Below are 24,924 nucleotides of genomic sequence, written 5' to 3' on the forward strand. Positions count from 1 at the left end.
GCGCGTCGTCACTTGCATTCATCGGAGAAGGTACTTGGCTAACAGCCCGAGTCTTGCAAAACCCGGTCGAAGCACGGCGAAATTCGGCGATCTGCGCCGGCGAGCAATGTTCTTGCTCCTGGCGCTGATCGTCTATCGCATCGGCGCGCACATTCCCGTGCCGGGCATCGATCCGGATCAACTGGCGAAGCTGTTCCAGAGCCAGGCTGGCGGCATCCTGGGCATGTTCAACATGTTCTCGGGTGGCGCGCTTTCCCGCTTCACGATCTTTGCGCTGGGGATCATGCCGTACATCTCGGCGTCGATCATCATGCAGTTGCTGGCGATTGTCTCGCCGCAGCTCGAGGCGCTGAAGAAGGAAGGGCAGGCAGGGCAACGGAAGATCACGCAGTACACGCGGTATTTCACCGTGGTGCTCGCGACCTTCCAGGCGTTCGGTATCGCGGCTGCGCTGGAAAACCAGCCGGGCCTCGTTACTGACCCCGGCATGCTGTTCCGTCTGACGACGGTCGTGACGCTGGTTACCGGTACGATGTTCCTGATGTGGCTCGGCGAGCAGATTACCGAGCGTGGTCTGGGCAACGGTATCTCGATCATCATCTTCGGCGGGATCGCAGCAGGGTTCCCGAATGCCGTCGGTGGGTTGTTCGAGCTGGTGCGTACGGGTTCGATGAGCATCATTTCGGCGATCATCATCGTCGTCCTGATTGCCGCGGTGACTTACCTGGTCGTGTTCATCGAACGCGGTCAGCGCAAGATCCTCGTGAACTACGCGAAGCGCCAGGTCGGCAACAAGATCTACGGTGGGCAGTCGTCGCATCTGCCGCTGAAGCTGAACATGTCGGGTGTGATTCCGCCGATCTTTGCATCGTCGATCATTCTGTTCCCGGCAACGATTCTCGGCTGGTTCAGTACCGGTCAGCCGACGGGAAGCTGGATTTCCAATACGTTGCATAACGTTGCGGAAGCGCTGAAGCCGGGCCAGCCGGTCTATGTGCTGCTGTACACGCTGGCGATCGTGTTTTTCTGCTTCTTCTACACCGCACTGGTGTTCAACAGCAGGGAAACCGCAGACAACCTGAAGAAGAGCGGCGCGTTTGTTCCGGGCATCCGTCCGGGCGACCAGACCGCACGATATATCGACCGCATCCTCACGCGTCTGACGCTGGCCGGTGCGATCTACATCGTCTTCGTGTGTCTGCTGCCGGAGTTTCTGGTGCTGCGCTGGAACGTGCCGTTTTATTTTGGTGGAACGTCGCTGCTGATCATTGTCGTCGTCACGATGGACTTTATGGCGCAGGTGCAGTCGTACGTTATGTCGCAACAGTATGAGTCACTGCTCAAGAAGGCGAACTTCAAGGGCGGCAACATCCCGATGCGTTGAAAGGACTATGGCCAAAGACGATGTAATCCAGATGCAGGGTGAGGTGATTGAAAACCTCCCGAATGCGACCTTCCGCGTGAAGCTGGAAAACGGCCATGTCGTGTTGGGGCATATTTCCGGAAAGATGCGGATGCACTACATCCGCATCCTGCCGGGCGACAAGGTGACGGTTGAATTGACGCCTTACGATCTGTCTCGTGCGCGGATCGTGTTCCGGGCGAAGTGATTTGAAAAAAGGGTATTATCATGAAAGTGATGGCATCGGTTAAGCGCATTTGCCGCAATTGCAAGATCATCAAGCGCAAAGGCGTCGTTCGCGTGATCTGCAGCTCGGATCCGCGCCACAAGCAGCGCCAAGGCTGACCGCGCGTTTGTTTGCGCTTTTTGTTTGAGGAAAAACAATGGCTCGTATCGCAGGGGTTAACATCCCGAATCACCAGCACACCGAGATCGGCCTGACGGCAATCTTTGGTGTCGGCCGCACCCGTTCGCGCAGCATCTGCGTGGCAGCTGGCGTCGATTTTTCGAAGAAGGTCAAGGACTTGACCGACGCAGACTTGGAAAAGCTGCGTGAAGAAGTGGGCAAGTTTGTCGTCGAAGGCGATCTGCGCCGTGAAGTGACGATGAACATCAAGCGCCTGATGGACCTCGGTTGCTACCGTGGTGTTCGTCATCGCAAGGGCCTGCCGATGCGCGGTCAGCGTACGCGTACGAACGCACGTACTCGCAAGGGTCCGCGTCGTGCAGCGCAAGCGCTGAAGAAGTAAGCGGAACTGACAGTTACAGGAAAACGTAATGGCTAAGGCTTCGAACACCGCGGCGCAACGCGTTCGCAAGAAGGTTAAGAAGAACGTCGCTGAAGGCGTGGTTCACGTTCACGCGTCGTTCAACAACACGATCATCACGATCACCGATCGCCAAGGCAACGCACTGGCATGGGCGACGTCGGGCGGTCAGGGCTTCAAGGGCTCGCGCAAATCGACGCCGTTCGCTGCCCAGGTCGCAGCCGAGTCGGCTGGCCGCGTCGCGATGGAATACGGCGTGAAGAATCTGGAAGTGCGGATCAAGGGCCCGGGCCCGGGTCGTGAGTCGGCAGTGCGCGCACTGCACGGCCTCGGCATCAAGATCACCGCGATTTCGGACGTCACCCCGATTCCGCACAACGGCTGCCGTCCGCCGAAGCGTCGTCGTATCTAAAGGTGTGCTGGCACGTTCGTGCTAGCACATTGCCTGTCGCCGCTCAGCGTCGACGGGCGTTGCTTTTTTGATTGACTAAGCCCACCGTTCGCCCCAAAGGGCGCGAACTAGCGCGGATTCAGATCTGCGTGACTGATTGATAGAGGAATGCAAAGTGGCACGTTATATCGGCCCGAAGGCCAAGCTGTCCCGCCGTGAAGGCACCGACCTGTTCCTGAAGAGCGCACGTCGCTCGCTCGCCGACAAGTGCAAGCTCGACAGCAAGCCGGGTCAGCACGGCCGTACCTCGGGCGCACGTACGTCCGACTACGGTACGCAGCTGCGCGAAAAGCAGAAGGTCAAGCGTATCTACGGCGTGCTGGAGCGTCAGTTCCGCCGCTACTTCGCTGAAGCCGACCGCCGCAAGGGCAACACGGGTGAAAACCTGCTGCAACTGCTCGAGTCGCGTCTCGACAACGTCGTGTATCGCATGGGCTTCGGCTCGACCCGCGCTGAAGCGCGTCAGCTGGTGAGCCACAAGTCGATCACCGTGAACGGCGTCGTCGCGAACGTCCCGTCGCAGCAAGTGAAGGCAGGTGACATCGTCGCGATCCGCGAAAAGGCGAAGAAGCAGGCGCGTATCGTCGAAGCGCTGTCGCTGGCCGAGCAAGGCGGCATGCCGAGCTGGGTTGCAGTCGATGCGAAGAAGTTCGAAGGCACGTTCAAGCAAATGCCGGAACGCGCTGAAATCGCAGGCGACATCAACGAAAGCCTGATCGTCGAATTGTATTCGCGTTAATCCGATTGACGGCCGAGGTACCCCGATTGCGTTGCGCAAGGAGGGGCCTCGGCTGTTTATTTTCTGGTTGTTACCGGTCAGCCTTATCGGTGTAACGAGCCGAGGGTATTGAAAAGGAAAGCCCATGCAAACCAGTTTGCTGAAACCCAAGATCATCGCCGTGGAATCGCTGGGCGAGAACCACGCGAGGGTGGTCATGGAACCGTTCGAACGCGGTTACGGCCACACCTTGGGCAATGCGCTTCGCCGCGTGCTGCTGTCGTCGATGGTTGGCTACGCGCCGACCGAAGTGACGATCGCGGGCGTGGTGCACGAGTACTCGACGCTGGACGGCGTGCAGGAAGACGTCGTCAACCTGCTGCTGAACCTGAAAGGCGTGGTGTTCAAGCTGCATAACCGTGACGAAGTGACGGTTACGCTGCGCAAGGAAGGTGAAGGCGTTGTCACGGCCGGCGATATCGAGCTGGCTCACGACTGCGAAGTCATCAACCCGAATCACGTGATTGCGCATCTGTCGAAGGGCGGCAAGCTCGACGTTCAGATCAAGATCGAAAAGGGTCGCGGCTATGTGCCCGGCAACGTCCGTCGCTACGGCGAAGACACGGCCAAGATCATCGGCCGCATCGTCCTCGACGCATCGTTCTCGCCGGTTCGCCGCGTGAGCTACGCTGTCGAAAGCGCACGTGTCGAGCAGCGTACCGACCTCGACAAGCTCGTGATGAACATCGAGACGAGCGGTGTGATCACGCCGGAAGAAGCGATCCGTCAATCGGCCCGCATCCTGGTCGACCAGCTGTCCGTGTTCGCGGCGCTGGAAGGCACGGAAACGGCAGCCGAAGCGCCGTCGCGTGCACCGCAGATCGACCCGATCCTGCTGCGTCCGGTGGACGATCTCGAGCTGACGGTTCGTTCGGCGAACTGCCTGAAGGCCGAGAACATCTACTACATCGGCGACCTGATCCAGCGCACGGAAAACGAGCTGCTGAAGACGCCGAACCTCGGTCGCAAGTCGCTCAACGAGATCAAGGAAGTGCTCGCTTCGCGCGGTCTCACGCTGGGCATGAAGCTCGAAAACTGGCCGCCGGCTGGTCTCGACAAGTAAGCCTGGTTGTTGCTGTAGTTGGCAAAGATGCGGATTTTCCTTTAAAATCCGCATCTTGCTTTTTTTCGTTACCGGCCCGTGCACCCATCGAGGTGCGATAGAAGAGCTGGATCAAAACTTTGAATCAAGGAAACTGAAATGCGCCATCGTCATGGTCTGCGGAAACTGAACCGCACGAGCAGCCACCGTCTGGCTATGCTCCGTAACATGTCCAACTCGCTGATCGAGCACGAAGTCATCAAGACGACGCTGCCGAAGGCGAAGGAACTCCGTAAAGTCGTCGAGCCGCTGATCACGCTCGGCAAGAAGCCGTCGCTGGCAAACCGTCGCCTGGCGTTCAACCGCCTGCGCGATCGTGACTCGGTGGCGAAGCTGTTCGACGTGCTCGGTCCGCGTTTCGCGAACCGTCCGGGCGGCTACCTGCGCGTGCTGAAGTTCGGCTTCCGCGTGGGCGACAACGCACCGATGGCACTGGTCGAGCTGCTCGATCGTCCGGAAGTCGACGAAACGGAAAACGTGCAAGAAGCTGAGTAAGCTTCCGGTACGCAGCAGTATCTGAAAGGGGCCGAGCAATTGCTTGGCCCTTTTTGTTTTTCCGGCGCCGGCTGCGATCGATTGTCGCAGGGCGGTTCCGGCAGCGTTGCGCGGGCTGCGCTACGATACGGGGCAGCCGGCGCGCGCTCCAGGTGGGCAATTCGCGTCGGCGGGAGCCGATAGACCAGCCAGGAGGGCGCGGATGATAGTGGTGCTGATGCTGACGACGGTGCCCGATGCCGAGACCGCCAAGACGCTTTCCGACGGTGCGCTCGATGCGCGGCTTGCCGCGTGCGTGTCGGAGCTCGGCGCGATCAAGTCGCGCTACCACTGGCAGGGCAAGGTCGAAACGGCCGACGAGATCCAGTTGCTGTTCAAGACGAGCCCCGTGCGGGCGCTCGAACTGGAGCGATTTATTCTCGCGCATCATCCTTACGAGACGCCCGAAATCGTCTCGTGGCAGACGACGGCATCGGCCGCGTACGGCCAGTGGGTGACGAGCGAAACTCAACGTCTATTTCATGTTTAACGGTATGGCGCTTCCCGTGCGCGTGCGCGCGCTGCGATTCCTCGCAGTCCTGTTGTCGTTCATGCTCGTGCTCGGCGGCCTGTCGGCCGCGCGCGCGGCCGACGATTTCCTCGATCCGTCGGTTGCGTTCAAGTTCAGTGCGAGTGAATCCCCGGGGCAGGTGGACGTCCACTTCAAGGTCGCCAACGGCTATTACCTGTACCGCGAGCGGTTCGCGTTCGCGGTGAAGAGCGGGCAGGCGACGCTCGGCGATCCGCAATTCCCGGCCGGCCACGTGAAGTTCGACCAGACGTTCCAGAAGGACGTCGAGACCTACCGTGACGAAGTCGTCGTGCATGTGCCCGTCAAGCAGGCGTCAGGTCCGTTCGAGCTCGCGGTGACGTCGCAGGGGTGCGCGGACGAGGGCATCTGCTATCCGCCGGCCGAGCACGTCGTGAAGGTCGATGGCGCCGCGCTGGGCGCCGCCTCGTCGTCGCCGTCGTCCGCCGATGCGGTTGCCGCGGGCAGCTGGTTCGACAAGGTCACGAGCGCCGATTTCGCGCAGTCGCTGCTCGAAGGGCATGGCTTCTTCACGATCGTCGCACTGTATTTCGTCGCGGGCGTCGTGCTGAGCCTCCTGCCGTGTTCGTATCCGATGATTCCGATCGTGTCGGCGATCATCATCGGCCAAGGCACGCGCGCGACGCATGCGCGCGGCTTCGCGCTGTCGCTGACCTATGTGGTCGGCATGGCGCTGGTCTACACGGTGCTCGGCATCGCCGCGGCGCTGGTGGGCCAGAGCCTCGGCGCATGGCTGCAGAACCCGTGGGTGCTCGGCGCGTTCGGCGTGCTGTTGACCGCGTTTGCCGTCTCGCTGATCTCGGGCAAGGACATCGCGCTGCCCGCACGCTGGCAGAACGGCGCGGCCGAGGCATCGACCGCGCGCCAGGGCGGTCATTTCGTCGCGGTCGCGGCGATGGGCGCGCTGTCCGCACTGGTTGTCGGCGCATGCATGACGGCACCGCTGTTCGCGGTGCTCGCCTTCATCGCGCACACGGGCAATGCGCTGCTCGGCGGCGCTGCACTGTTCGCGATGGGGCTGGGGCTGGGCGTGCCGCTGCTGGTCGTCGGCGTCGGGGCCGGGACGGTACTGCCGCGCGCCGGCGCATGGATGGACGGCGTGAAGGTGTTCTTCGGCATCGTGCTGCTCGCAGCCGCGCTGTGGATCGTGTGGCCGGTGCTGGCCGGTGGCCTGAAGATGGTGCTCGCTGCGTTGTGGCTGCTGATCGCGGCCGCGGCGCTCGGGCTGTTCACGCCGAATGCCGGCGCCACGTCGATCTGGCGTCGCCTTGGCCGTGGCGTGGGCGCTGCGCTCGCGATCTGGGCGGCTACGCTGCTCGTCGGCCTGGCCGCGGGCTCGACCGATCCGGTCAAGCCGCTGGCGGTGCTGGCGGCACGCACGGTTGCGTCGGGCGGTACGGCGGCAGCAGGCGCGGCCGCTGCTCAGGACGGGCCCGCGTTCGCATCGGTGCGCTCGAGCGGCGAACTCGACACGCTGCTGAAGACGGCGGGCCAGCCCGTGATGCTCGACTTCTACGCCGACTGGTGCGTGAGCTGCAAGGAGATGGAGCATCTGACGTTTACCGACGCGCGTGTGCAGGCGCGACTCGCGCAACTTCACCTCGTGCGTGCGGACGTCACCGCGAACAACCCGGACGACCAGGCGCTGCTGAAGCGCTTCAACCTGTTCGGCCCGCCGGGCATCATCTTCTTCGATAGAAGCGGCAACGAGATCGGGCGCGTGGTCGGCTATCAGGCGGCCGAGACGTTCCTGCGCAGCCTCGACCGGGCTGCGGTCCCGACGGTATGACCATGCGCGTCGCGGGCGCGCTCGTGGCGAACCGGCGCGCTTGCGTGGCATGAATTGACGATCGAGGCATACGGCCGCGATCGACAGCAAACAAAAAAACGGCGGGACACCGAAGTGTCCCGCCGTTTTTCTTTCCGCCTGCCGGCAGGTGTTTAGCGTTGCGCTTTCAGCAGACGCGCGGCGTCGAGCGCGAAGTACGTGAGCACGCCGTCGGCGCCCGCACGCTTGAACGCGAGCAGCGATTCCAGCACGACCTTGTCGTGATCGAGCCAGCCGTTCATCGCGGCGGCCTTCAGCATCGCGTATTCACCGCTCACCTGGTACACGTAGGTCGGAAAGCGGAACTCGTCCTTCACGCGGCGCACGATGTCGAGGTACGGCATGCCGGGCTTGACCATCACCATGTCGGCGCCTTCGTCGATGTCCAGGCGCACTTCGCGCAGCGCTTCGTCGCTGTTCGCCGGATCCATCTGGTAGGTCATTTTGTTGCCCTTGCCCAGATTGGACGCCGAGCCGACCGCGTCGCGGAACGGGCCGTAGAACGCCGACGCGAACTTGGCCGAATAGGCCATGATCCGCGTGTGGATATGGCCGTCGCTTTCCAGCATTTCGCGGATCGCGCCGATGCGGCCGTCCATCATGTCCGACGGCGCGACGATGTCGACGCCGGCTTCCGCCTGCGCGCGCGCCTGATCGATCAGGATCTCGATCGTGTCGTCGTTGATCACATAGCCGTTTTCGTCGAGCACGCCGTCCTGGCCGTGGCTCGTGTACGGATCGAGTGCGACGTCGGTCAGCACGCCGAGTTCGGGGAAGCGCTTCTTCAGCTCGCGCACCGCGCGCGGGATCAGGCCTTCCGGATTGGCTGCCTCGCGACCGTCAGGCGTTTTCACCGACGGCTCGATGGCCGGGAACAGCGACAGCACGGGCACGCCGAGTTCGACGCACTGCTCGGCGACCTGCATCAGCAGATCGACGGACACGCGTTCGACGCCGGGCATCGACGGCACCGGCTGCCGTTCGTTGGTGCCTTCGACGACGAACACCGGATAGATCAGGTCGTCGGTGGTCAGGCGGTTTTCGCGCATCAGGCGCCGGGAGAAGTCGTCGCGGCGCATCCGGCGCGGACGATGAAGCGGATGGAAGCTCATGGCGATTGGGTAGAAATCAGGGCAGTAAGACCTTACGGAACCCTTAGGTCATTTTCGGGAGCGTTGGTATATGATAGCGATCGAGCGGCACGCGTCGCGTGCAGCTCCCCGCTTCTCCTCCCTGAGCGGGTGCCTGTCGTTTTTCGATTAGGCTGTTTGACCCGCCGTTCAACGGCGGGTTTTTTTATGAGCCGGCCGAAACCGCAGGCGCCGTCAGGTGCGCGCCGCCGATCCCGGCCGCGCGTTGCCCGATCATTGTGCTACAGGCTCGCTTTTTTCGTCGGCGACGGACGGCCGCACCCAGCTTTCGATCAATTCGTGCGCTTCGTCGAGCCCAATGCGCTTCATCGCCGAGAACAGCTGGACCGTCAGCTTGCCCTGAACGCCCTGGTCACGATACGCATCGAGCCCCTTTTGCGTGGTCCGCAGCGCGTTGATGCTTTCCTGCCGCGTCAATTTGTCGCACTTCGTCAGCAGCGTGTGGATCGGCTTGCCGGTCGGCACGAACCACTCGATCATGCGGCGGTCGAGATCGGTCAGCGGACGGCGCGAATCCATCATCAGGATCAGGCCGCAGAGCTGCGAGCGGGTCGCGAGGTAGGACGACAGCAGCATTTCCCAATGCGCCTTGGCGGCGCCGGGCACTTCCGCGTAGCCGTAGCCGGGCAGGTCGACGAGGTTCGCGACGGGCTCGGCGGCCGGGCCGACGGAGAAGTAGTTGATATGCTGCGTGCGGCCGGGCGTCTTCGACGCGAAGGCGAGCCGCTTCTGGTTGCACAGCACGTTGATCGCCGTCGACTTGCCGGCATTCGAGCGGCCCGCGAACGCAATTTCCGGCTGGACCGTCGGCGGCAGGTCGCGCAGATGGTTGACGGTCGTGTAGAAGCGGGCTTGATGGAGCAGAAAGGCCATGGGAACCGGAAGGACGGGCGGCGCGAGCCGCTTGGTGGAGGCGGGGTAGCCCCGATAGGCGCCGGAGCTTTCAACACGATATTGTACAATACGGCGGTTTTACCGAAGGCTACCGGGCGCCTGCCTCGCGCTTTTATGTAGCTTCTGCGGTAGACTGAACGCCGTCGTTTTTTGCAGAACCTCAAATTCCCACAAGACGAAACAGGGTGTGCGAATGAATCGACTGTGCAAGTCTCTGATGGTGCTTCAGGTTGCAGCAGGGTTCGTAGGTTTCGTAGCGGAGGCAAACGCGGCGGATGCGGCAAAGCCGGATCTCGACCGTGGCAAGGCGATTGCCGGGCAAGTCTGCGCGTCGTGTCACGGCGCCGACGGCAATAGCGCGTCGGGCAGTTTCCCGAAGCTCGCCGGCCAGCATCCCGAATATCTGGTCAAGCAGTTGAACGACTTCAAGACGCAGCCGGGCGCGAAGGGGCCGGTGCGCACCAACGCGGTGATGGTCGGATTCGCGAGCGCGCTGAGCGCGGACGACATGCGCAACGTCGCCGCGTACTACGGGTCGCAGACGACAAAGCTCGGCACCGCACGCGATGCGGCAACCGTGCCGATCGGCCAGAAGATCTATCGCGGCGGCATCGCGGAGAAGGGCGTACCCGCCTGCGCGAGCTGCCACGGGCCGACAGGGCAAGGGCTCCCGGTTCAGTATCCGCGTCTGTCGGGGCAATGGGCCGATTACACGGTCGCGCAGTTGACCGCGTTCCAGCAGGGTGCCGGCGCGCGCAACAACAACGAGGCGATGCATCAGATCGCCACGCGGCTGTCGGACAACGAGATCAAGGCCGTCGCGGATTACATCGCGGGCCTGCGTTGAGCGGTCAGCGGCGAATGGAATGACCGGGCGCCCGAAGGGCGGCCGGAGTCAGAACAAGAAAAGGGTGGGGCGCCGCATCGTTGCGGTTGCCTCGCCCTTCTTTTTTGTCGGCACGCGCCGGCCGTCACGCGCGTGCTGGCCGCCCCTTCGGGGGCAATAATCAAAGTGAGCGTTGGGGGCTGTTTCCCCTGAGTCGGAGTTTGAATGAGCGTTACCACGTCGGGGTTGCAGTCGAAGTCGGGTCAGGGTGCGTCCAAGCGCGCGGTCGAGCTGCTGAGCTCGATGCGCTTCGCGATTGCGCTGCTGGTGGTGCTGTCGATTGCGAGCATCATCGGCACGGTCCTGACCCAGGACGATCCGTATCCGAACTATGTGAACCAGTTCGGGCCGTTCTGGGCGGACATCTTCCGCTCGCTCGGCCTGTACAACGTGTACAGCGCGTGGTGGTTCATGCTGATCCTGATCTTCCTCGTCGTGTCGATCTCGCTGTGCGTGATCCGCAACGCGCCGAAGATGCTCGCCGATGCGAAGAGCTGGAAGGACAAGGTTCGCGAAGGCAGCCTGCGGGCCTTCCACCACAAGGCCGAATACACGACGTCCGGCACGCGCGCGACGGTCACGGCGACGCTCGCCACGTTCGTCACCAAGGCCGGCTACAAGCACATCGTGCGTGAGAACGACGGCGCGACGCTGATTTCCGCGAAACGCGGTGCAATGACCAAGTGGGGCTACATCTCCGCGCACCTCGCGATCGTCGTGATCTGTATCGGCGGCCTGCTCGACAGCAACCTGCCGATCAAATTCCAGATGTGGATGTTCGGCAAGAGCCCGGTCAACACGAGCGCGACGATCAGCGAGATCTCGCCCGACCATCGCCTGTCCGCGTCGAACCCGACGTTCCGCGGCTACGCGTGGGTGCCCGAGGGGCAGTTCGTGTCGACCGCGATCCTGAACCAGCCGAGCGGCTCGCTGATCCAGGACCTGCCGTTCTCGATCCAGCTCAACAAGTTCATCGTCGACTACTACACGACGGGCATGCCGAAGCTGTTCGCGAGCGACATCGTCGTGATCGATCGCGAGACCGGCCAGAAGATCCCGGCGCGCGTCGAGGTCAACAAGCCGTTCACGTACAAGGGCGTGTCGATCTACCAGTCGAGCTTCCAGGACGGCGGCTCGCAGATGCAGATGACGGCCTATCCGATGACGGGCGGCAACGCGAAGACCTTCCCCGTGAAGGGGACGATCGGCAGTTCGGCGCCGCTGCAGATGCCGGGCAACGACGGCGACACGATCGAGTTCTCCGATTTCCGTGCGATCAACGTCGAGAACATGGCCGACGCGAACGGCAAGCCGGACGTGCGCGGTGTCGCGACGACGAGCTCGTTGAAGGAAGCGTTCGACGAACGCCTCGGCTCCGGCGCGAAGACGTCGAAGCCGACGCAGCTCCACAACATCGGCCCGTCCGTGCAGTACAAGATCCGCGGCAAGGACGGCCAGGCGCGCGAATTCAACAACTACATGCTGCCCGTCGACATGAACGGCGAGCGCGTGTTCCTCGCCGGCGTGCGTGCGAGCCCGAACGACCCGTTCCGCTACATGCGGATCCCGGCCGACAGCCAGGATTCGATCGGCGAATGGATGCACCTGCGTGCCGCGCTCGAGGATCCGTCCGCGCGCGCCGAGGCCGCCGCGCGTTTCGCGCAGCGTTCGCTGCCGGGCACCGACGCATCGTTGCGCAGCCGTTTGCAGGACAGCGCGTTGAAGGTGCTGACCCTTTTTGCGGCGAGCGACGACAGCGTCGGCCGTGGCGCCAACGGCCAGCCGATCGGCGGCTTCCAGGCCGTGGCGACGTTCATCGACCGTTCGGTGCCGAAGGCCGAGCAGGAGAAGGCCGCAAGCCTGCTGCTGCGCATGCTCGAGGGCTCGATGTGGGAGGTCTGGCAGATCGCGCGCGAGCGTGCGGGCGAGCCGGCGGCGCAGCAGGGCACCGACACGATCCGCTTCGTGCAGAACGCGATCAATGCGCTATCCGACAGCTTTTTGTATGGATCGCCGGTCTATTTGCAGCTTGACTCATTCAAGCAGGTGCAAGCTTCGGTATTTCAGTTGACGCGCGCACCCGGCAAGAATCTGGTGTATCTTGGCAGCCTGCTGCTGGTCGCCGGCATCTTCTCGATGTTCTACGTGCGCGAGCGGCGCCTCTGGTTCTGGTTGAAGGACGCCGGTTCGGGCGTCGATGTGGTGATGGCAATGTCCACGGCCCGCAAGACCTTCGATTTCGAGAAAGAGTTCGTGCAGACGCGCGACGCGGCCGGTGCCGCCTTGCACGCCGCACCTCGCGACGCCGCGCCGGCCGGTGCGGCATCGACGGCCCGTCCGCCTGCCGGCGGCGGTTCCGATTCCGAGAATTCCACCCGGTAACATCATGGATCTCACGCAAGTCTCCTCTTCCCATCGGGCGTCGGCCCAGGCTCCGGTGACGGCGCCGCTGTTCGACGACCGTCCGTTCCTCGCGCGCCTGTCGCTGCTCGACTGGTTGTTCGCACTGGCGCTCGTGGTGGGCGCGGGCTATGCGCTCGTGCACTACAACGCGCACATGGATTACTACGACAAGGCGGTGATGATCGGCACCGTGCCGGCGCTCATCGCGCTCGGCTGGCGCTGGAAGCCCGCGCGGCTGATGATGGCGTCGATCGCCGTGCTGGCGCTGCTGTCGATCCAGATCTACCAGGGCGATCTCGCGCGCGCCGATTCGGCGTTCTTCCTCAAGTACTTCCTGTCGAGCCAGTCGGCGATCCTGTGGATGAGCGCGCTGTTCGTGCTCGCGACGATCTTCTACTGGATCGGCTTGCTCGCGCGCTCGGCGTCGGGCTCCGCGATCGGCCAGAAGCTCACGTGGGTCGCCGTGCTGATGGGCTTCACCGGCCTGATGGTGCGCTGGTACGAGTCCTACCTGATCGGGGCGGACGTCGGGCACATTCCGGTATCGAACCTGTATGAAGTGTTCGTGCTGTTCAGCCTGATCACCGCGCTGCTCTATCTGTATTACGAAGGCCATTACGGCACGCGGGCGCTCGGCGCGTTCGTGCTGCTGGTGATCAGCGCGGCCGTTGGCTTCCTGATGTGGTACTCGGTCGCGCGCGACGCGCAGCAGATCCAGCCGCTCGTGCCGGCGCTGCAAAGCTGGTGGATGAAGATCCACGTGCCGGCGAACTTCATCGGCTACGGCAGCTTCGCGCTGTCGGCGATGGTGTCGGTCGCGTACCTGATGAAGGAGCGCGGCGTGCTCGCCGATCGCCTGCCGACGCTCGACGTGCTCGACGACGTCATGTACAAGTCGATCGCGGTCGGTTTCGCGTTCTTCACGATCGCGACGATCCTCGGCGCGCTGTGGGCCGCCGAAGCATGGGGCGGCTATTGGAGCTGGGACCCGAAGGAAACCTGGGCGCTGATCGTGTGGCTCAACTACGCGGCGTGGCTGCACATGCGCCTGATGAAGGGCCTGCGCGGCACGGTAGCCGCATGGTGGGCGCTCACGGGCCTGCTCGTGACGACCTTCGCATTCCTCGGCGTCAACATGTTCCTGTCCGGGCTGCACAGCTACGGCAAGCTGTAAGATTTCCGCTGTTCGGCCGACTATGAGACCGCCGGTGCACTGCGTGCCCGGCGGTTTTCTTTTGTAACGGGCGGGCGGTCCGGGCGTCGAACGGCGCAAGACGGGCCGGGTCGAACGCTCATGAAACTGCGCGCGGCGCAGGCAGGAGGAGCAGCACGATGTGGATCAAACGCCCTTTGCGGAACGTACTGACCGGCGGCGATATTGCACCCGGCGACATCACGCCGCGTGCGGTGTTCGAGAACCGGCGGCGCGTATTGCAGGCGGCCGGCCTCGCGGCGGCGGGCGGGTTGCTCGGTGGCAGCGGCGCAGCCTTGGCCGCCTATGCGTCGCCCGACGCGCGGGCCGCGAAGCTTGCGGCGAAGACGAACCCGAAGTTCGTCGCGGCCGACAAGGTGACGCCGTTCAAGGACATCACCACCTACAACAACTTCTACGAATTCGGCACCGACAAGAGCGACCCCGCGCAGAACGCCGGCACGCTGCGGCCGCGCCCGTGGCGGGTGAGCGTCGAGGGCGAGGTGCTGCATCCGAAGGTGTTCGATCTCGACGAACTGCTGAAGCTCGCGCCGCTCGAGGAGCGCGTGTACCGGCTGCGCTGCGTCGAGGGCTGGTCGATGGTGATCCCGTGGATCGGCGTGCCGCTGTCCGAGCTGATCAAGCGCGTGCAGCCGACCGGCAACGCGAAATACGTGCAGTTCATCACGCTGGCCGATCCGTCGCAGATGCCCGGCCTCTCGACGCCCGTGCTCGACTGGCCGTACTCGGAAGGGCTGCGGATGGACGAGGCGATGAATCCGCTGACGCTGCTGACGATGGGCGTCTACGGGCAGGTGCTGCCGAACCAGAACGGCGCGCCGGTGCGGATCGTCGTGCCGTGGAAGTACGGCTTCAAGAGCGCGAAGTCGCTCGTGAAGATCCGCTTCGTCGACAAGCAGCCGAAGACGAGCTGGAACACGTACGCGTCGAACGAGTACGGCTTTTACTCGAACGTGAACCCGAACGTCGATCATCCGCGCTGGAGCCAGGCGACCGAGCGGCGCATCGGCGAGGACGGCTTTTTCACGCCGAAGCGCAAGACGCTGATGTTCAACGGCTACGGCGACCTGGTCGCGTCGATGTATCAGGGCATGGACCTGAAGAAGAATTTCTGAGGGCGACGGTGAGAAACGACATGCCCCCTTCGACGCTGACGGCCGCGCCCACAGACGGCGCTAGTCAGGCTGTAAGTGCCGCACGGCGCGGCGCGGTGCGTCCCGCCGCACCGTGCTGGCTCGCGCCGGCCAGGGTGCTGGTTTTTGCGGCCGGCTTTTATCCGCTCGCGCGTCTCGTGCTGTTCGGGCTGACCGACCGGCTCGGCGCGAATCCGGTCGAGTTCATCACGCGCTCGACGGGGCTCTGGACGCTCGTGATCCTGTGCATCACGCTCGCCGTCACGCCGCTTCGGCGCATGACGGGGTTCGCGACGCTGCTGCGCTTTCGCCGGATGATCGGGCTGTTCGCGTTCTTCTACGCGACGCTGCACTTCACGACCTACCTGTGGTTCGACAAGTGGTTCGACGTCGTCGCGATCCTGAAGGACGTCGGCAAGCGCCCGTTCATCACGGTCGGTTTTGCCGCGTTCGTGCTGCTGATTCCGCTCGCGGCAACGTCGCCGCGCGCGATGGTGCGCCGCCTGGGCCGCCACTGGACGACGCTGCACAGCGCGATCTACGCGATCGCGCTGTTCGCCGTGCTGCACTTCTGGTGGATGCGAGCCGGCAAGCACAATCTGGCGCAGCCGAAGCTGTATGCGGGAATCGTCGCCGTGCTGCTCGGCTGGCGGCTCATTGCATGGGGATGGCGGCGCGTGCGCGCGTGACGGCACAGCCTGAAAAAACAAAAGGCGATGACTCGGAAGTCATCGCCTTGTTTCGTGAGCCGTGCAGGCGGCGCGTCGTTACTTCGCGGCCGGGCTCGACGCCGGTGCAGGCATCGACGATGCGCTGCTCGACAGTTCGGGTGACAGCGTGAGCGGCGTGCCGGACGAATCGGGCACACTGTCGGACGACGCGTTTTCATCGGTCGGCTTCACGTCCGACGGCGGGGTGTCCTGCTGCTGGAGTGGCTTGGGCATCGGAGGCACGGTGGGCAGATAGAGCGCGCCGCTTTGACCGCAGCCGGCAAGAATCGCCAAAGCCGCTACAATCGCGCTCATCCGGAAAACGACTCGCATGATCGTCCCTGAACAATTGAACCGATAGAGTTTAGCATGTCCGATACCGAATACCTGACCCGTGCCGAGGCCGTGCTGGCGGCCGTCGAGCGTACCGTCGACGACGCCAACGACGGCGATCACGACATCGATCTGGAGCGCAACGGCAGCGTCCTGACGCTGACGTTCGAGAACGGCTCGAAGATCATCGTCAACCTGCAGCCGCCGATGAAGGAAGTGTGGATCGCCGCTAGGGCGGGCGGTTTCCACTACCGTTTCATCGACGGCGAATGGCGCGATACGCGCACGGGCACCGAGTTTTTCTCGGCGCTCACCGAATACGCGACGCAGCAGGCCGGCCTGCCGATCACATTCAGCGCGCCGTAACTGCCCAGGCCGAAGCCGGGGCTGCGCGTCGACGCGTCGTGCCAAAGAAAAAGCGCCCCGCGGGGCGCTTTTTTCATGTCCGGGCCGGTGGTCAGTGCGCGAACAGGTTCATGATGTCCTGCTTTTCCTGCTCGTCGACGTGCGGCACGGTGGCGTCGACGTTCTGCGCGGCCGGTGCCTGCGGTACGCCGACCGTCGACACGAAGCCGTGGCCCGGCGCGAACTCGGTGAAGTACAGCTCGCCGCCGAGCGATTCGACGCCGTCCGGCACCGTCGGCTTGAACTCGGGGACGCCCTTCAGCGCGGCGCCCATGTAGTCGATCCAGACCGGTAGCGACAGGCCGCCCCCCGTTTCGCGATCGCCGAGGCTGCGCGGATTGTCGTAGCCGATCCACGCGATCGCGGCGAGCGTGTGCTGGTAGCCGGCGAACCACGCGTCGTGCGAGTCGTTCGTCGTGCCGGTCTTGCCCGCGAGATCGGTGCGCTTCAGCACGTTGGTCCGTGCGCCCGTGCCGCGCTGCGCGACGCTCTGCAGCAGGCTGTTCATCACGTACGCGTTGCGCGGGTCGATCGCGCGCGGCGCATTCTGCTCGGCGACGAGCGGCTGCGCACGCACGACGATCGCGCCGTTCGGATCGGTGACTTCGGCGATCAGGTACGGATTGACGCGAAAGCCGCCGTTCGCGAAGACCGAGTACGCGCCCGCCATCTGCAGCGGCGTGACCTGGCCCGCGCCGAGTGCCATCGGCAGGTAGGCCGGATGGCGTTCGGCGTCGAAGCCGAAGCGGGTGATGTACTGCTGCGCGTACTTCGTGCCGATGTGGTTCAGGATCCGGATCGACACGAGGTTGCGCGAGCGCTGCAGCGCGGTGCGCATCGACATCGGGCCTTCGAAGCCGCCGCCGTAGTTCTTCGGCTCCCACGGCTGGCCGCCCGTTTCGGCGGCGCTGAAATACAGCGGGCCGTCGTTGATCACGGTGGCCGGCCCGAGGCCCTTGTCGAGCGACGCCGAATAGATGAACGGCTTGAACGACGAACCCGGCTGCCGCCACGCCTGCGTGACGTGGTTGAACTTGTTCTTGTTGTAGTCGAAGCCGCCGACGAGCGAGCGGATCGCGCCGTCCTGCGGGACGATCGACAGGAATGCCCCCTCGACCTGCGGCAACTGCGTGATCGACCATTTGCCGGCGTCGTTCTTCACGACGCGGACGATCGCGCCCGGGCGGATGCGGCGATTCGGCTGCGCATTGGCCGACAGCGCGCCCGACGCGAAGCGCAGGTTGTCGCCCTCGATCGTCGCATTGCTGCCGTCGATGAACGCGACCGTGATCTGGCGCGGGCTGGCGGCCGTGACGACCGCGGCGATCAGTTCGCCGTTGTCGGGGTGTTCGAGCAGTGCATCGTCGATCGCCTGTTCGCGGTCGTCGGCCCCGGCCGGCAGCTCGATGAAGCCTTCCGGCCCGCGATAGCCGTGCCGGCGTTCGTAATCCATGATGCCCTTGCGCAGCGCGGTGTACGCGACCTGCTGATCCGCGGAGTCGATCGTCGTGACGACGTTGAAGCCGCGCGTGTAAGTTTCCTCACGGTACTGCGCGTACATCATTTGTCGGACCATTTCCGCGACGTACTCGGCGTGCACGCTGAAATCGCGGCCCGGGCCCTTGACGACGAGCGGCTGTGCGACGGCCTCGTCGTACTGCTCGCGCGAGATGAAGTTCAGCTCGAGCATCCGTTGCAGGATGTATTCCTGGCGCACCTTCGCGCGCTTCGGGTTCACGACCGGGTTGTATGCGGACGGCGCCTTCGGCAGCCCGGCAAGCATCGCGGCTTCGGCGAGCGAGATGTCCTTCAGGTCCTTGCCGAAGTAGACCCGCGCGGCGCTCGCGAAGCCGTACGCGCGCTGGCCGAGATAGATCTGATTCATGTAGACCTCGAGAATCTGATCCTTCGTCAGCGCACGCTCGATCCGGTACGCGAGCAGCATCTCGTAGATCTTGCGCGTGTAGGTCTTCTCGCTCGACAGGAAGAAGTTGCGCGCGACCTGCATCGTGATCGTGCTCGCACCCTGCGACGCATGGCCGTTCGTCAGCGCGACGATGCCGGCGCGGACGATGCCGGTGAGATCGACGCCGCCGTGATCGTAGAAGCGCGCGTCTTCGATCGCGAGGATCGCCTTCTTCAGCGAGTCGGGCACGTCCTTGAAATGGACGACGTCGCGGCGCTCTTCGCCGAATTCGCCGATCAGCACGTGATCGGACGTATAGATGCGCAGCGGCACCTTCGGCCGATAGTCGGTCAGCGCGTCGAGCGACGGCATGTTCGGCCACGCAACGACGAGCGCGTAGCCGAGCACGAGGCCGCCGGCCACGACGAGCGCGACGCACATCGTGGCGAATCCGAGCAGGACTTTTTGCCACCAGGGCCGCTTCTTCGGCTCCGGGGCGGGAGGCGGGGACGTAGGAGTCGTGGATTGCATAGGCATACCGGAAAACAGTCCCGCGATTATAGCTGCCCGGTAAGACCGGTCCTGACGCAGGGGGCGCCCGACGCGAAGACGCGGTCTGGCGTGCTTCCAGCATAGCCCGTGCATGGCCGTCGCGAGCGGATGCTGGCCGTTAGGCCGACTGTCGGCCGCACGCGCCGATTTGCAGAATCAGGTCTCGGAAACGCGGCATGGGCCGCGACGATTTCGGGAGGCTGGGATGGCGGGACGATGGCGAGCGCGGTTTGCGCAGGGTGGGCAACGGTCGACGGGAATCGACGTCGGTGCGGACGAGGTGAGGGTGGCCGTGCTGAGCCGGCGCGGCCGGGGCGCGGAGGTGTGCGTCGAGGGGCTGGAGCGGGAGCCGGTCGGGTTGGCGGGCGGGCCGGAGGATGCGCGCTGGGCGGCGGTTGCGCGTGCGCTGGCCGCCGCCGTGTCGAGGCTGTCGGCGGCCGGAGTGCGGTGCGACGCGCGCGGCGTGATGGCGTTGCACGATGACGAGATGCGTACCGCGACGCTCGATCTGGCCGGGCGTGCCGACGTCGAGGACGCCGCGCGGCAGGCGGCCGAACGCATCTCGGGGCTGGCGCCGGACAGTCTCGCGTTCGACTGGCGGCAGGAGGGCGGCGCGGGAGCCGGTGAGATCGAGATTGCCGTGGCCCCGCTGGCGCTGCTCGAACGCCGGATCGACGTGGCCGCCCAGGCCGGTGTCGACCTGACGGTGGTCGACGGCGAGTCGGCCGCGGCGCTGCGTGCGTTGCGCTATGCCGCGCAATTCGAACCCGACGCGCAGGCGGGCCCCTACGCGGCGCTCTGGTTTCATGACTCGGGCGTGCACGGCTGGCGAATCGACGGCCCGTTGGCCGTACCGGTGCTGACGCTGTCCGGCGCCGTGCCGGGGGCGTTTTCCGATGCATTGCGCCAGCGCGCGCTCGGGGCCGTGTGTTGCGTACTCGTGGCCGGGGACGAGCGGTGTATTGCCTGCTTCGACACGTCCGTCGCCGAGATTGGCGACGTGCTCGGCGCGGTTGCGGTGTCGTTCGACTGCACCGGCTGGAGTGGGCAACCGTGCCGGGCCGCCGGCATGCCGGGCGGCCCGGCATGGGCGGTCGCATTCGGGCTGGCCTTGCGCGGGGTGTGGGAATGACGGCCTGTCGTGCGGAGCCGGGCGGCTTCAACCTGCTGCCGTACCGCGAGCGGCTGGCGCAGGCGTTGCGACGTCGCCGTGCCGCGCAGTGCGGTGCGGCGATTCTGTTCGGTGTGCTCGGCGCCGGCCTGTGGACGGGCGCCGCCACCGGGGCGCGGTGGCGCGTGGATGCCGAGCGCGCGAGTGTGGAGGCGCGGCTGCGGCAGTTGCAGCCGCAGGTGGGGGCCGCGACACGCGCAGCCAAGGCTGCGGCCGTTGCCGCGCAACGCGACGCGCAGGCGGCCGCGCTCGCCGCGCCTTATCGGCACGTCGCAGGGCTGCTGGCCACACTCGCGCAGGTGCGCGACGGCACCGTCCGGCTCGACGCGCTGCGCACGACGTCGGCCGGTGCCGTGATCGATGCGCGCGCCGCGAGCTACCGGGCGGCCGCGCGATGGCTCGCGGGGATGGCACGCGAGCAACGTGGCTGGCGGATCGATATCGATGCGTTGAAGCCTGCTTCCGGTGCTCCGGTCGTGACAGGCGGGATGCCGTTCCGGTTCTCGGTCCAGCTGCGCTGGCACGACAAGATGGCATCCCGGAATGCGTCGGGAGGTGGCGCATGACGGCGGTGTTCGCGCATCGGTCCGCACTGCGCAGCGACGGATGGCGAGGCGGCATGCGGCGTGTGTCGCCGGCGGCTGCGCACATCGCAGGCTGCGGGCTCGCATTCGCGGCCGTGCTGGCGGGCGGCATTCATCTGGCGAATGCCGCCGACTGGAGCGGGCTCGCACATAGCCGCGCGTTGCTTGCCGCGGCGCAGATGCGGGAGGCCGATGCGCGGCGTGTCGTGGCTGCCGCTGCACGGCAACGCGGCGTGCAGCCGGCGGCGGCATACGGCGATCGCTCGCCGGGTACGCCGGAATGGGCTGCGTTGATGCTGGAACTGGCGGATCGCGCCGCGTCGAGCGGGCTGCGCGACGTATCGATCGAACCGCTGCGCGCCGATGGCGCGGTGCCGGACGGCCGGCGCACGGTGCGCATCGTCGCGGAAGGCCGCTTTCACGCGTTGCTGCAGATGGTCGGCGGGCTGGCCCGTTTCCCGGTGCTGGCAGTGCCGTCCGCGCTGCGTGTCGAACGGGGAAAGGAGGCCGCGCGCGTGGAAATGTCCGTCGACGTGTTTCCGGCGTTGCCGGCGCCAACGTCCACCGGCGGGGAGGCGTCGGTTCTGGCCGGCGCGCCCGGTGCCGATCCGTTCGGCGAGGCCGGTTCGTCTGAAGCGGAGGGGGCGGCTGTCCGCCTGGCCGGCACGATTCGCGACTGGCGTACCGGTCTCGCGCTGTTTGACGACGGTGACGGCGTGTTCACGGCCGTGGTCCCCGGCGACACCCTCGGGGCCGCGCGGGTGGTGCGAGTCGATCCCGTCGCCGTGACGCTCGCGACAGCGGACGGCGCGTACCGGGTCACGCTGGACGACGGGAGGCAGCCATGATCAAGCATGGATGCCGGGTGCTCGCCGTTTGGGCCGGATTGACCGCGGCCAGTGCAAGCGCGTCATTGCCGCCGCTGCCGGCCGTCTGGCCTGCCGCATCGTTGGATATGCAGGTGCCGGGCCTGCCGTTGCCACAAGGCGGGGTGGACAGTGCGGATCACACCGTATCGACGGAGGCCGGCCCGCCGCCGTTCGGTCAGGCGGCTCGCGCGGCGCTTCAGGCGGAGGCCGCCGCCCCGGCACCCGGGCTGGAGGGGCCGCCGATCCCGTTGGCGCCGCCCGCCCGGATGGGCGACGCTGCGGCCCGGCAACCGGGCGATGCTGACGACACGCGGCGGATCTCGCTGAATCTGCAGGGCGCAGGGCTCGCGGCCGCGTTCGACGCGTTCGCGCGGTTCACGGGGCTCAATATCGTCGTCAGCGAGCAGGTGCGCGGCACCGTCACGTTACGTCTGAACAATGTCCCTTGGCGCGATGCCTTCGACACGCTACTCGACACACACGGGCTCGCGATGACCCGGCGGGGCAACGTGATATGGGTCACGCCGGCGGTCGAACTGGCCGCCCGCGAACGCGAGCGCTTCGAAATGCACGCGCGGGCCGCCGATCTGGAGCCGCTTGCGAGCCGGACGTTCGCGCTGCACTACCCGCGCGCGCAGGACGTGCAGCGGCTGCTGGCCGGCGCGACCGGCCAGCGCCTGCTGTCGAAGCGTGGCGCAGCGGCGGCCGATCCGCGCACGAACCTGCTGTTCGTCACCGATCTCGCGCCGCGTCTCGACCAGGTCGCAAGCCTGATCGAGGCGATCGACCGGCCGTCGCGGCAGGTCCGGATCGAGGCCCGCATCGTCGAGGGCGAGCAGGGGTTTTCGCGCAATCTCGGCGCACGCGTCGCACTGCGGGCGCAGGAGCGGCCGCCGTCGGGCGAGAGCGCCACGTTTGCGACCGGTGCCCGCAATGCGCTCGACCTGGCTGCACGGCCGCTCGGCGGCTTCGAAGCGGCAACCGCCGGCTTCACGTTGTTCGCCGCGCCGCTCAGCCGTGTGCTCGACGTCGAACTGAGCGTGCTCGAGGCACAGGGGCGGGGCCAGATCGTTTCGAGTCCGCGCGTGGTGACCGCCGATCGCGTCAAGGCCATCGTCGAACAGGGGTCGGAGTTGCCGTACCAGGCGAAGGTCGGCAACGGCGTGAGCGGCGTGCAGTTCCGCCGGGCCACGCTCAAACTGGAGGTCGAGCCGCAAATCACGCCGGACGGGCGCGTGGTGCTCGACCTGGACGTGACGAAGGACAGCATCGGCGAGCCGACGGCGGCCGGCCCGGCGATTCATACGAAACACGTCCAGACGCGCGTCGAGGTCGAGAACGGCGGGACGGTCGCGATCGGCGGAATCTATGAACAACTGAACCGGAACGATGTGACGCGCGTGCCGCTCTTGGGCAAAATACCGTTTCTGGGCGCGCTTTTCCGGCACCGCGCGCAACGCGATCAGCGTAACGAACTGGTCGTCTTCATCACGCCGACCGTCGTCGATGCGCGCTGCAATGCGCGCGGCGCGGTCAGCGCGGATGCGGAGAAAACGGGGCCGGAAGCCGCCGGCGCAGGCTCGACAAGGCAGCCGCTTTGCCAGTAAGCTGCGCCACACACCAGCAAGATTGAAGCAGAGGAAGCCGTTGCAAGCGCGGGACCCACATGCAAACGTATTTTTCGTCGGCCTTATGGGAGCGGGTAAGACCACCGTGGGCCGTGCGGTCGCGCGTCGTCTCGACAGGACGTTCTTCGACTCCGACCACGAAATCGAGGCCCGCACGGGCGCGCGCATTCCGGTGATCTTCGAGATGGAGGGCGAGGCCGGGTTTCGCGATCGCGAAACGCAGGTGATCGCCGATCTCACGCAGCGCGAGAACATCGTGCTCGCGACGGGCGGCGGCGCGGTGCTGCGCCCGGAAAACCGCGACTGCCTGAAAAACCACGGCATCGTCGTCTACCTGCGTGCCAATCCGCACGATCTGTGGCTGCGCACGCGCAAGGACAAGAACCGCCCGCTGCTGCAGACCGAAGATCCGAAGGGCCGTCTCGAAGCGCTGTACGAGGTACGCGACCCGCTGTACCGCGAATGCGCGGATTTCGTCATCGAGACCGGCCGTCCGTCGGTCAACGGTCTCGTCAACATGGTGCTGATGCAACTCGAACTGGCCGGCGTCATCGCCAAGCCGCTACAAGCATGATTACTGTCAACGTCGACCTGGGCGACCGCGCCTATCCGATTCACATTGGCGCCGGCCTGATCGGCCGCGCCGAGCTGTTCGCGCCTCATATCAAGGGCTCGTCCGTCACGATCGTCACGAACACGACAGTCGATCCGCTCTATGGCGACGCGCTGCGTGCGGCGCTTGCGCCGCTCGGCAAGCGCGTGTCGACGGTCGTGCTGCCGGACGGCGAGGCGTACAAGAACTGGGAAACGCTGAACCTGATCTTCGACGGCCTGCTGACCGACCGCGCGGACCGCAAGACGACGCTCGTCGCGCTCGGCGGCGGCGTGATCGGCGACATGACGGGCTTCGCGGCCGCTTGCTACATGCGCGGCGTGCCGTTCATCCAGGTGCCGACGACGCTGCTGTCGCAGGTCGACTCGTCGGTCGGCGGCAAGACGGGCATCAACCACCCGCTCGGCAAGAACATGATCGGCGCGTTCTACCAGCCGCAGGCCGTGATCGCGGACATCGGCGCGCTGACGACGCTGCCTGACCGCGAACTGGCGGCCGGCGTCGCCGAGATCATCAAGACCGGCGCGATCGCCGATGCGGAATTCTTCGACTGGATCGAGGCGAACGTCGACGTGCTGAACCGTCGCGACCCGGCTGCGCTCGCGCATGCGGTGCAGCGCTCGTGCGAGATCAAGGCGAGCGTGGTGGCGGCCGACGAGCGCGAAGGCGGCCTGCGCGCGATCCTGAATTTCGGCCACACGTTCGGCCATGCGATCGAGGCCGGGCTCGGCTACGGCGAGTGGCTGCACGGTGAGGCGGTCGGTTGCGGGATGGTGATGGCGGGCGACCTGTCGGTACGGCTCGGCCTGCTCGACGAAGCGTCGCGGCAGCGTCTCGATGCGGTGATCGCGGCCGCGCACCTGCCGACCCGCGGGCCCGCGCTCGGCGATGCGCGCTACATGGACCTGATGCGCGTCGACAAGAAGGCCGAGGCCGGCGCGATCAAGTTCATCCTGCTGAAGCGATTCGGCGATACGCTGATCACGCAGGCGCCGGACGAAGCCGTGTTCGCCACACTGGCGCAGACCACCCGCTAACGGCGGCCCGGATGCCCCGGCGCC

At 65.5% G+C, this 24,924-nt stretch carries 26 protein-coding genes; 22 read left to right on the forward strand and 4 right to left on the reverse strand.

The genetic code is table 11. The annotated features are described in order from the left end of the window. The first annotated feature begins 34 nt into the window (after window positions 1-34). From secY to dsbD, 10 genes are all read left to right on the forward strand, one after another. Window positions 35-1,384 (forward strand): preprotein translocase subunit SecY, encoded by a 1,350-nt coding sequence (gene secY / locus CFB39_RS01680; RefSeq protein WP_006482915.1) that lies wholly within the window; start codon window positions 35-37, stop codon window positions 1,382-1,384. A 7-nt stretch (window positions 1,385-1,391) separates the two neighbouring features. Beyond that, window positions 1,392-1,610 carry a translation initiation factor IF-1 gene (gene infA / locus CFB39_RS01685; RefSeq protein WP_004521905.1) on the forward strand — a complete coding sequence of 73 codons (219 nt, stop codon included), beginning with the start codon at window positions 1,392-1,394 and terminating at the stop codon, window positions 1,608-1,610. 20 nt (window positions 1,611-1,630) lie between these two features. Continuing rightward, the gene (gene rpmJ, locus CFB39_RS01690; RefSeq protein ID WP_004199844.1) at window positions 1,631-1,747 is read left to right on the forward strand and encodes a 50S ribosomal protein L36; all 117 of its coding nucleotides are present in this window, start codon (window positions 1,631-1,633) and stop codon (window positions 1,745-1,747) included. Between the two features lie 38 nt (window positions 1,748-1,785). Beyond that, window positions 1,786-2,151 carry a 30S ribosomal protein S13 gene (gene rpsM, locus CFB39_RS01695; protein ID WP_006477178.1) on the forward strand — a complete coding sequence of 122 codons (366 nt, stop codon included), beginning with the start codon at window positions 1,786-1,788 and terminating at the stop codon, window positions 2,149-2,151. 28 nt (window positions 2,152-2,179) lie between these two features. Beyond that, window positions 2,180-2,581: a 30S ribosomal protein S11 gene (rpsK, locus tag CFB39_RS01700; protein ID WP_004197937.1), complete on the forward strand. Its 402-nt coding sequence runs from the start codon at window positions 2,180-2,182 to the stop codon at window positions 2,579-2,581. Between the two features lie 154 nt (window positions 2,582-2,735). Beyond that, complete coding sequence (gene rpsD, locus CFB39_RS01705; RefSeq protein ID WP_021161733.1) at window positions 2,736-3,359, forward strand: 30S ribosomal protein S4; 624 nt, start codon at window positions 2,736-2,738, stop codon at window positions 3,357-3,359. Between the two features lie 124 nt (window positions 3,360-3,483). Beyond that, window positions 3,484-4,461: a DNA-directed RNA polymerase subunit alpha gene (locus CFB39_RS01710; RefSeq protein WP_006477176.1), complete on the forward strand. Its 978-nt coding sequence runs from the start codon at window positions 3,484-3,486 to the stop codon at window positions 4,459-4,461. 138 nt (window positions 4,462-4,599) lie between these two features. Beyond that, complete coding sequence (gene rplQ / locus CFB39_RS01715; RefSeq protein ID WP_006477175.1) at window positions 4,600-4,995, forward strand: 50S ribosomal protein L17; 396 nt, start codon at window positions 4,600-4,602, stop codon at window positions 4,993-4,995. Window positions 4,996-5,197: 202 nt separating this feature from the next. Beyond that, entirely contained in the window at window positions 5,198-5,524 is a 327-nt protein-coding gene (gene cutA / locus CFB39_RS01720; protein ID WP_089472004.1) for a divalent-cation tolerance protein CutA, read from the forward strand. Continuing rightward, entirely contained in the window at window positions 5,517-7,373 is a 1,857-nt protein-coding gene (dsbD, locus tag CFB39_RS01725; RefSeq protein WP_089472005.1) for a protein-disulfide reductase DsbD, read from the forward strand. Before cutA ends, dsbD begins: the two co-directional genes overlap by 8 nt. Before the next feature lie 152 nt (window positions 7,374-7,525). Here dsbD and hemB read toward each other — a convergent pair whose 3' ends face one another. Together hemB and yihA are read right to left on the reverse strand one after the other, a co-directional pair. Next, on the reverse strand, window positions 7,526-8,524 hold the full coding sequence (hemB, locus tag CFB39_RS01730; RefSeq protein WP_089424302.1) for a porphobilinogen synthase: 999 nt from the start codon (window positions 8,522-8,524) through the stop codon (window positions 7,526-7,528). Window positions 8,525-8,776: 252 nt separating this feature from the next. Then, complete coding sequence (yihA, locus tag CFB39_RS01735) at window positions 8,777-9,436, reverse strand: ribosome biogenesis GTP-binding protein YihA/YsxC (RefSeq protein WP_089444802.1); 660 nt, start codon at window positions 9,434-9,436, stop codon at window positions 8,777-8,779. A gap of 214 nt (window positions 9,437-9,650) precedes the next feature. On the opposite strand from yihA, the gene CFB39_RS01740 reads away from it, so the two are divergent. From CFB39_RS01740 to msrQ, 5 genes are all read left to right on the forward strand, one after another. Then, window positions 9,651-10,304 (forward strand): cytochrome c, encoded by a 654-nt coding sequence (locus CFB39_RS01740; RefSeq protein WP_089472006.1) that lies wholly within the window; start codon window positions 9,651-9,653, stop codon window positions 10,302-10,304. Window positions 10,305-10,508: 204 nt separating this feature from the next. Then, a complete protein-coding gene (locus CFB39_RS01750) occupies window positions 10,509-12,725 on the forward strand; it encodes a cytochrome c biogenesis protein ResB (protein ID WP_089472008.1) in 2,217 nt (738 codons plus the stop codon). A gap of 4 nt (window positions 12,726-12,729) precedes the next feature. Next, complete coding sequence (gene ccsB / locus CFB39_RS01755; protein ID WP_071335435.1) at window positions 12,730-13,920, forward strand: c-type cytochrome biogenesis protein CcsB; 1,191 nt, start codon at window positions 12,730-12,732, stop codon at window positions 13,918-13,920. A gap of 158 nt (window positions 13,921-14,078) precedes the next feature. Further along, complete coding sequence (gene msrP / locus CFB39_RS01760) at window positions 14,079-15,074, forward strand: protein-methionine-sulfoxide reductase catalytic subunit MsrP (protein ID WP_089424306.1); 996 nt, start codon at window positions 14,079-14,081, stop codon at window positions 15,072-15,074. 20 nt (window positions 15,075-15,094) lie between these two features. After that, window positions 15,095-15,781: a protein-methionine-sulfoxide reductase heme-binding subunit MsrQ gene (gene msrQ, locus CFB39_RS01765; protein ID WP_089472009.1), complete on the forward strand. Its 687-nt coding sequence runs from the start codon at window positions 15,095-15,097 to the stop codon at window positions 15,779-15,781. Window positions 15,782-15,859: 78 nt separating this feature from the next. Here the strand turns inward: msrQ and CFB39_RS01770 are convergent, their stop codons facing one another. Beyond that, window positions 15,860-16,135 (reverse strand): lipoprotein, encoded by a 276-nt coding sequence (locus tag CFB39_RS01770; protein WP_089455451.1) that lies wholly within the window; start codon window positions 16,133-16,135, stop codon window positions 15,860-15,862. A gap of 36 nt (window positions 16,136-16,171) precedes the next feature. Here CFB39_RS01770 and cyaY point away from each other — a divergent pair, with 36 nt between their 5' ends. Then, window positions 16,172-16,501, forward strand: a complete 330-nt coding sequence (gene cyaY, locus CFB39_RS01775) for an iron donor protein CyaY (RefSeq protein ID WP_069246934.1) — start codon at window positions 16,172-16,174, stop codon at window positions 16,499-16,501. A 91-nt stretch (window positions 16,502-16,592) separates the two neighbouring features. On the opposite strand, the gene CFB39_RS01780 is transcribed toward cyaY, so the two are convergent. Then, the gene (locus CFB39_RS01780) at window positions 16,593-18,983 is read right to left on the reverse strand and encodes a penicillin-binding protein 1A (RefSeq protein WP_179257635.1); all 2,391 of its coding nucleotides are present in this window, start codon (window positions 18,981-18,983) and stop codon (window positions 16,593-16,595) included. Between the two features lie 220 nt (window positions 18,984-19,203). On the opposite strand from CFB39_RS01780, the gene CFB39_RS01785 reads away from it, so the two are divergent. The 6 genes from CFB39_RS01785 to aroB are packed head-to-tail and all read left to right on the forward strand — an operon-like array spanning window position 19,204 to window position 24,900. Beyond that, entirely contained in the window at window positions 19,204-20,130 is a 927-nt protein-coding gene (locus CFB39_RS01785) for a competence protein ComA (protein ID WP_089472011.1), read from the forward strand. Next, window positions 20,127-20,735, forward strand: coding sequence for a fimbrial protein (locus CFB39_RS01790; protein ID WP_089472012.1), 609 nt, complete (start codon window positions 20,127-20,129; stop codon window positions 20,733-20,735). Before CFB39_RS01785 ends, CFB39_RS01790 begins: the two co-directional genes overlap by 4 nt. After that, window positions 20,732-21,601 carry a pilus assembly protein gene (locus CFB39_RS01795; protein ID WP_089472013.1) on the forward strand — a complete coding sequence of 290 codons (870 nt, stop codon included), beginning with the start codon at window positions 20,732-20,734 and terminating at the stop codon, window positions 21,599-21,601. The genes CFB39_RS01790 and CFB39_RS01795 overlap by 4 nt, the downstream gene beginning before the upstream one ends. Further along, window positions 21,598-23,229: a type IV pilus secretin PilQ gene (locus CFB39_RS01800; RefSeq protein WP_089472014.1), complete on the forward strand. Its 1,632-nt coding sequence runs from the start codon at window positions 21,598-21,600 to the stop codon at window positions 23,227-23,229. Before CFB39_RS01795 ends, CFB39_RS01800 begins: the two co-directional genes overlap by 4 nt. 40 nt (window positions 23,230-23,269) lie before the next feature. Further along, window positions 23,270-23,824: a shikimate kinase gene (locus CFB39_RS01805; RefSeq protein ID WP_089424313.1), complete on the forward strand. Its 555-nt coding sequence runs from the start codon at window positions 23,270-23,272 to the stop codon at window positions 23,822-23,824. Continuing rightward, window positions 23,821-24,900: a 3-dehydroquinate synthase gene (aroB, locus tag CFB39_RS01810; protein WP_089472015.1), complete on the forward strand. Its 1,080-nt coding sequence runs from the start codon at window positions 23,821-23,823 to the stop codon at window positions 24,898-24,900. Before CFB39_RS01805 ends, aroB begins: the two co-directional genes overlap by 4 nt. The last annotated feature ends 24 nt before the right edge of the window (window positions 24,901-24,924 follow it).

Origin of the sequence: Burkholderia sp. AU6039 (assembly GCF_002223365.1) — a bacterium.
GTDB lineage: Bacteria > Pseudomonadota > Gammaproteobacteria > Burkholderiales > Burkholderiaceae > Burkholderia.

Excerpts from the sequence above, each read along its gene's own strand:
- infA (WP_004521905.1), top strand. The coding sequence starts at position 1,392 with ATGGCCAAAGACGATGTAATCCAGATGCAGGGTGAGGTGATTGAAAAC.
- rpmJ (WP_004199844.1), top strand. The coding sequence starts at position 1,631 with ATGAAAGTGATGGCATCGGTTAAGCGCATTTGCCGCAATTGCAAGATC.
- rpsM (WP_006477178.1), top strand. The coding sequence starts at position 1,786 with ATGGCTCGTATCGCAGGGGTTAACATCCCGAATCACCAGCACACCGAG.
- rpsK (WP_004197937.1), top strand. The coding sequence starts at position 2,180 with ATGGCTAAGGCTTCGAACACCGCGGCGCAACGCGTTCGCAAGAAGGTT.
- CFB39_RS01710 (WP_006477176.1), top strand. The coding sequence starts at position 3,484 with ATGCAAACCAGTTTGCTGAAACCCAAGATCATCGCCGTGGAATCGCTG.
- rplQ (WP_006477175.1), top strand. The coding sequence starts at position 4,600 with ATGCGCCATCGTCATGGTCTGCGGAAACTGAACCGCACGAGCAGCCAC.
- cutA (WP_089472004.1), top strand. The coding sequence starts at position 5,198 with ATGATAGTGGTGCTGATGCTGACGACGGTGCCCGATGCCGAGACCGCC.
- dsbD (WP_089472005.1), top strand. The coding sequence starts at position 5,517 with ATGTTTAACGGTATGGCGCTTCCCGTGCGCGTGCGCGCGCTGCGATTC.
- hemB (WP_089424302.1), bottom strand. The coding sequence starts at position 8,524 with ATGAGCTTCCATCCGCTTCATCGTCCGCGCCGGATGCGCCGCGACGAC.
- yihA (WP_089444802.1), bottom strand. The coding sequence starts at position 9,436 with ATGGCCTTTCTGCTCCATCAAGCCCGCTTCTACACGACCGTCAACCAT.
- CFB39_RS01740 (WP_089472006.1), top strand. The coding sequence starts at position 9,651 with ATGAATCGACTGTGCAAGTCTCTGATGGTGCTTCAGGTTGCAGCAGGG.
- CFB39_RS01750 (WP_089472008.1), top strand. The coding sequence starts at position 10,509 with ATGAGCGTTACCACGTCGGGGTTGCAGTCGAAGTCGGGTCAGGGTGCG.
- ccsB (WP_071335435.1), top strand. The coding sequence starts at position 12,730 with ATGGATCTCACGCAAGTCTCCTCTTCCCATCGGGCGTCGGCCCAGGCT.
- msrP (WP_089424306.1), top strand. The coding sequence starts at position 14,079 with ATGTGGATCAAACGCCCTTTGCGGAACGTACTGACCGGCGGCGATATT.
- msrQ (WP_089472009.1), top strand. The coding sequence starts at position 15,095 with ATGCCCCCTTCGACGCTGACGGCCGCGCCCACAGACGGCGCTAGTCAG.
- CFB39_RS01770 (WP_089455451.1), bottom strand. The coding sequence starts at position 16,135 with ATGCGAGTCGTTTTCCGGATGAGCGCGATTGTAGCGGCTTTGGCGATT.
- cyaY (WP_069246934.1), top strand. The coding sequence starts at position 16,172 with ATGTCCGATACCGAATACCTGACCCGTGCCGAGGCCGTGCTGGCGGCC.
- CFB39_RS01780 (WP_179257635.1), bottom strand. The coding sequence starts at position 18,983 with ATGCCTATGCAATCCACGACTCCTACGTCCCCGCCTCCCGCCCCGGAG.
- CFB39_RS01785 (WP_089472011.1), top strand. The coding sequence starts at position 19,204 with ATGGCGGGACGATGGCGAGCGCGGTTTGCGCAGGGTGGGCAACGGTCG.
- CFB39_RS01790 (WP_089472012.1), top strand. The coding sequence starts at position 20,127 with ATGACGGCCTGTCGTGCGGAGCCGGGCGGCTTCAACCTGCTGCCGTAC.
- CFB39_RS01795 (WP_089472013.1), top strand. The coding sequence starts at position 20,732 with ATGACGGCGGTGTTCGCGCATCGGTCCGCACTGCGCAGCGACGGATGG.
- CFB39_RS01800 (WP_089472014.1), top strand. The coding sequence starts at position 21,598 with ATGATCAAGCATGGATGCCGGGTGCTCGCCGTTTGGGCCGGATTGACC.
- aroB (WP_089472015.1), top strand. The coding sequence starts at position 23,821 with ATGATTACTGTCAACGTCGACCTGGGCGACCGCGCCTATCCGATTCAC.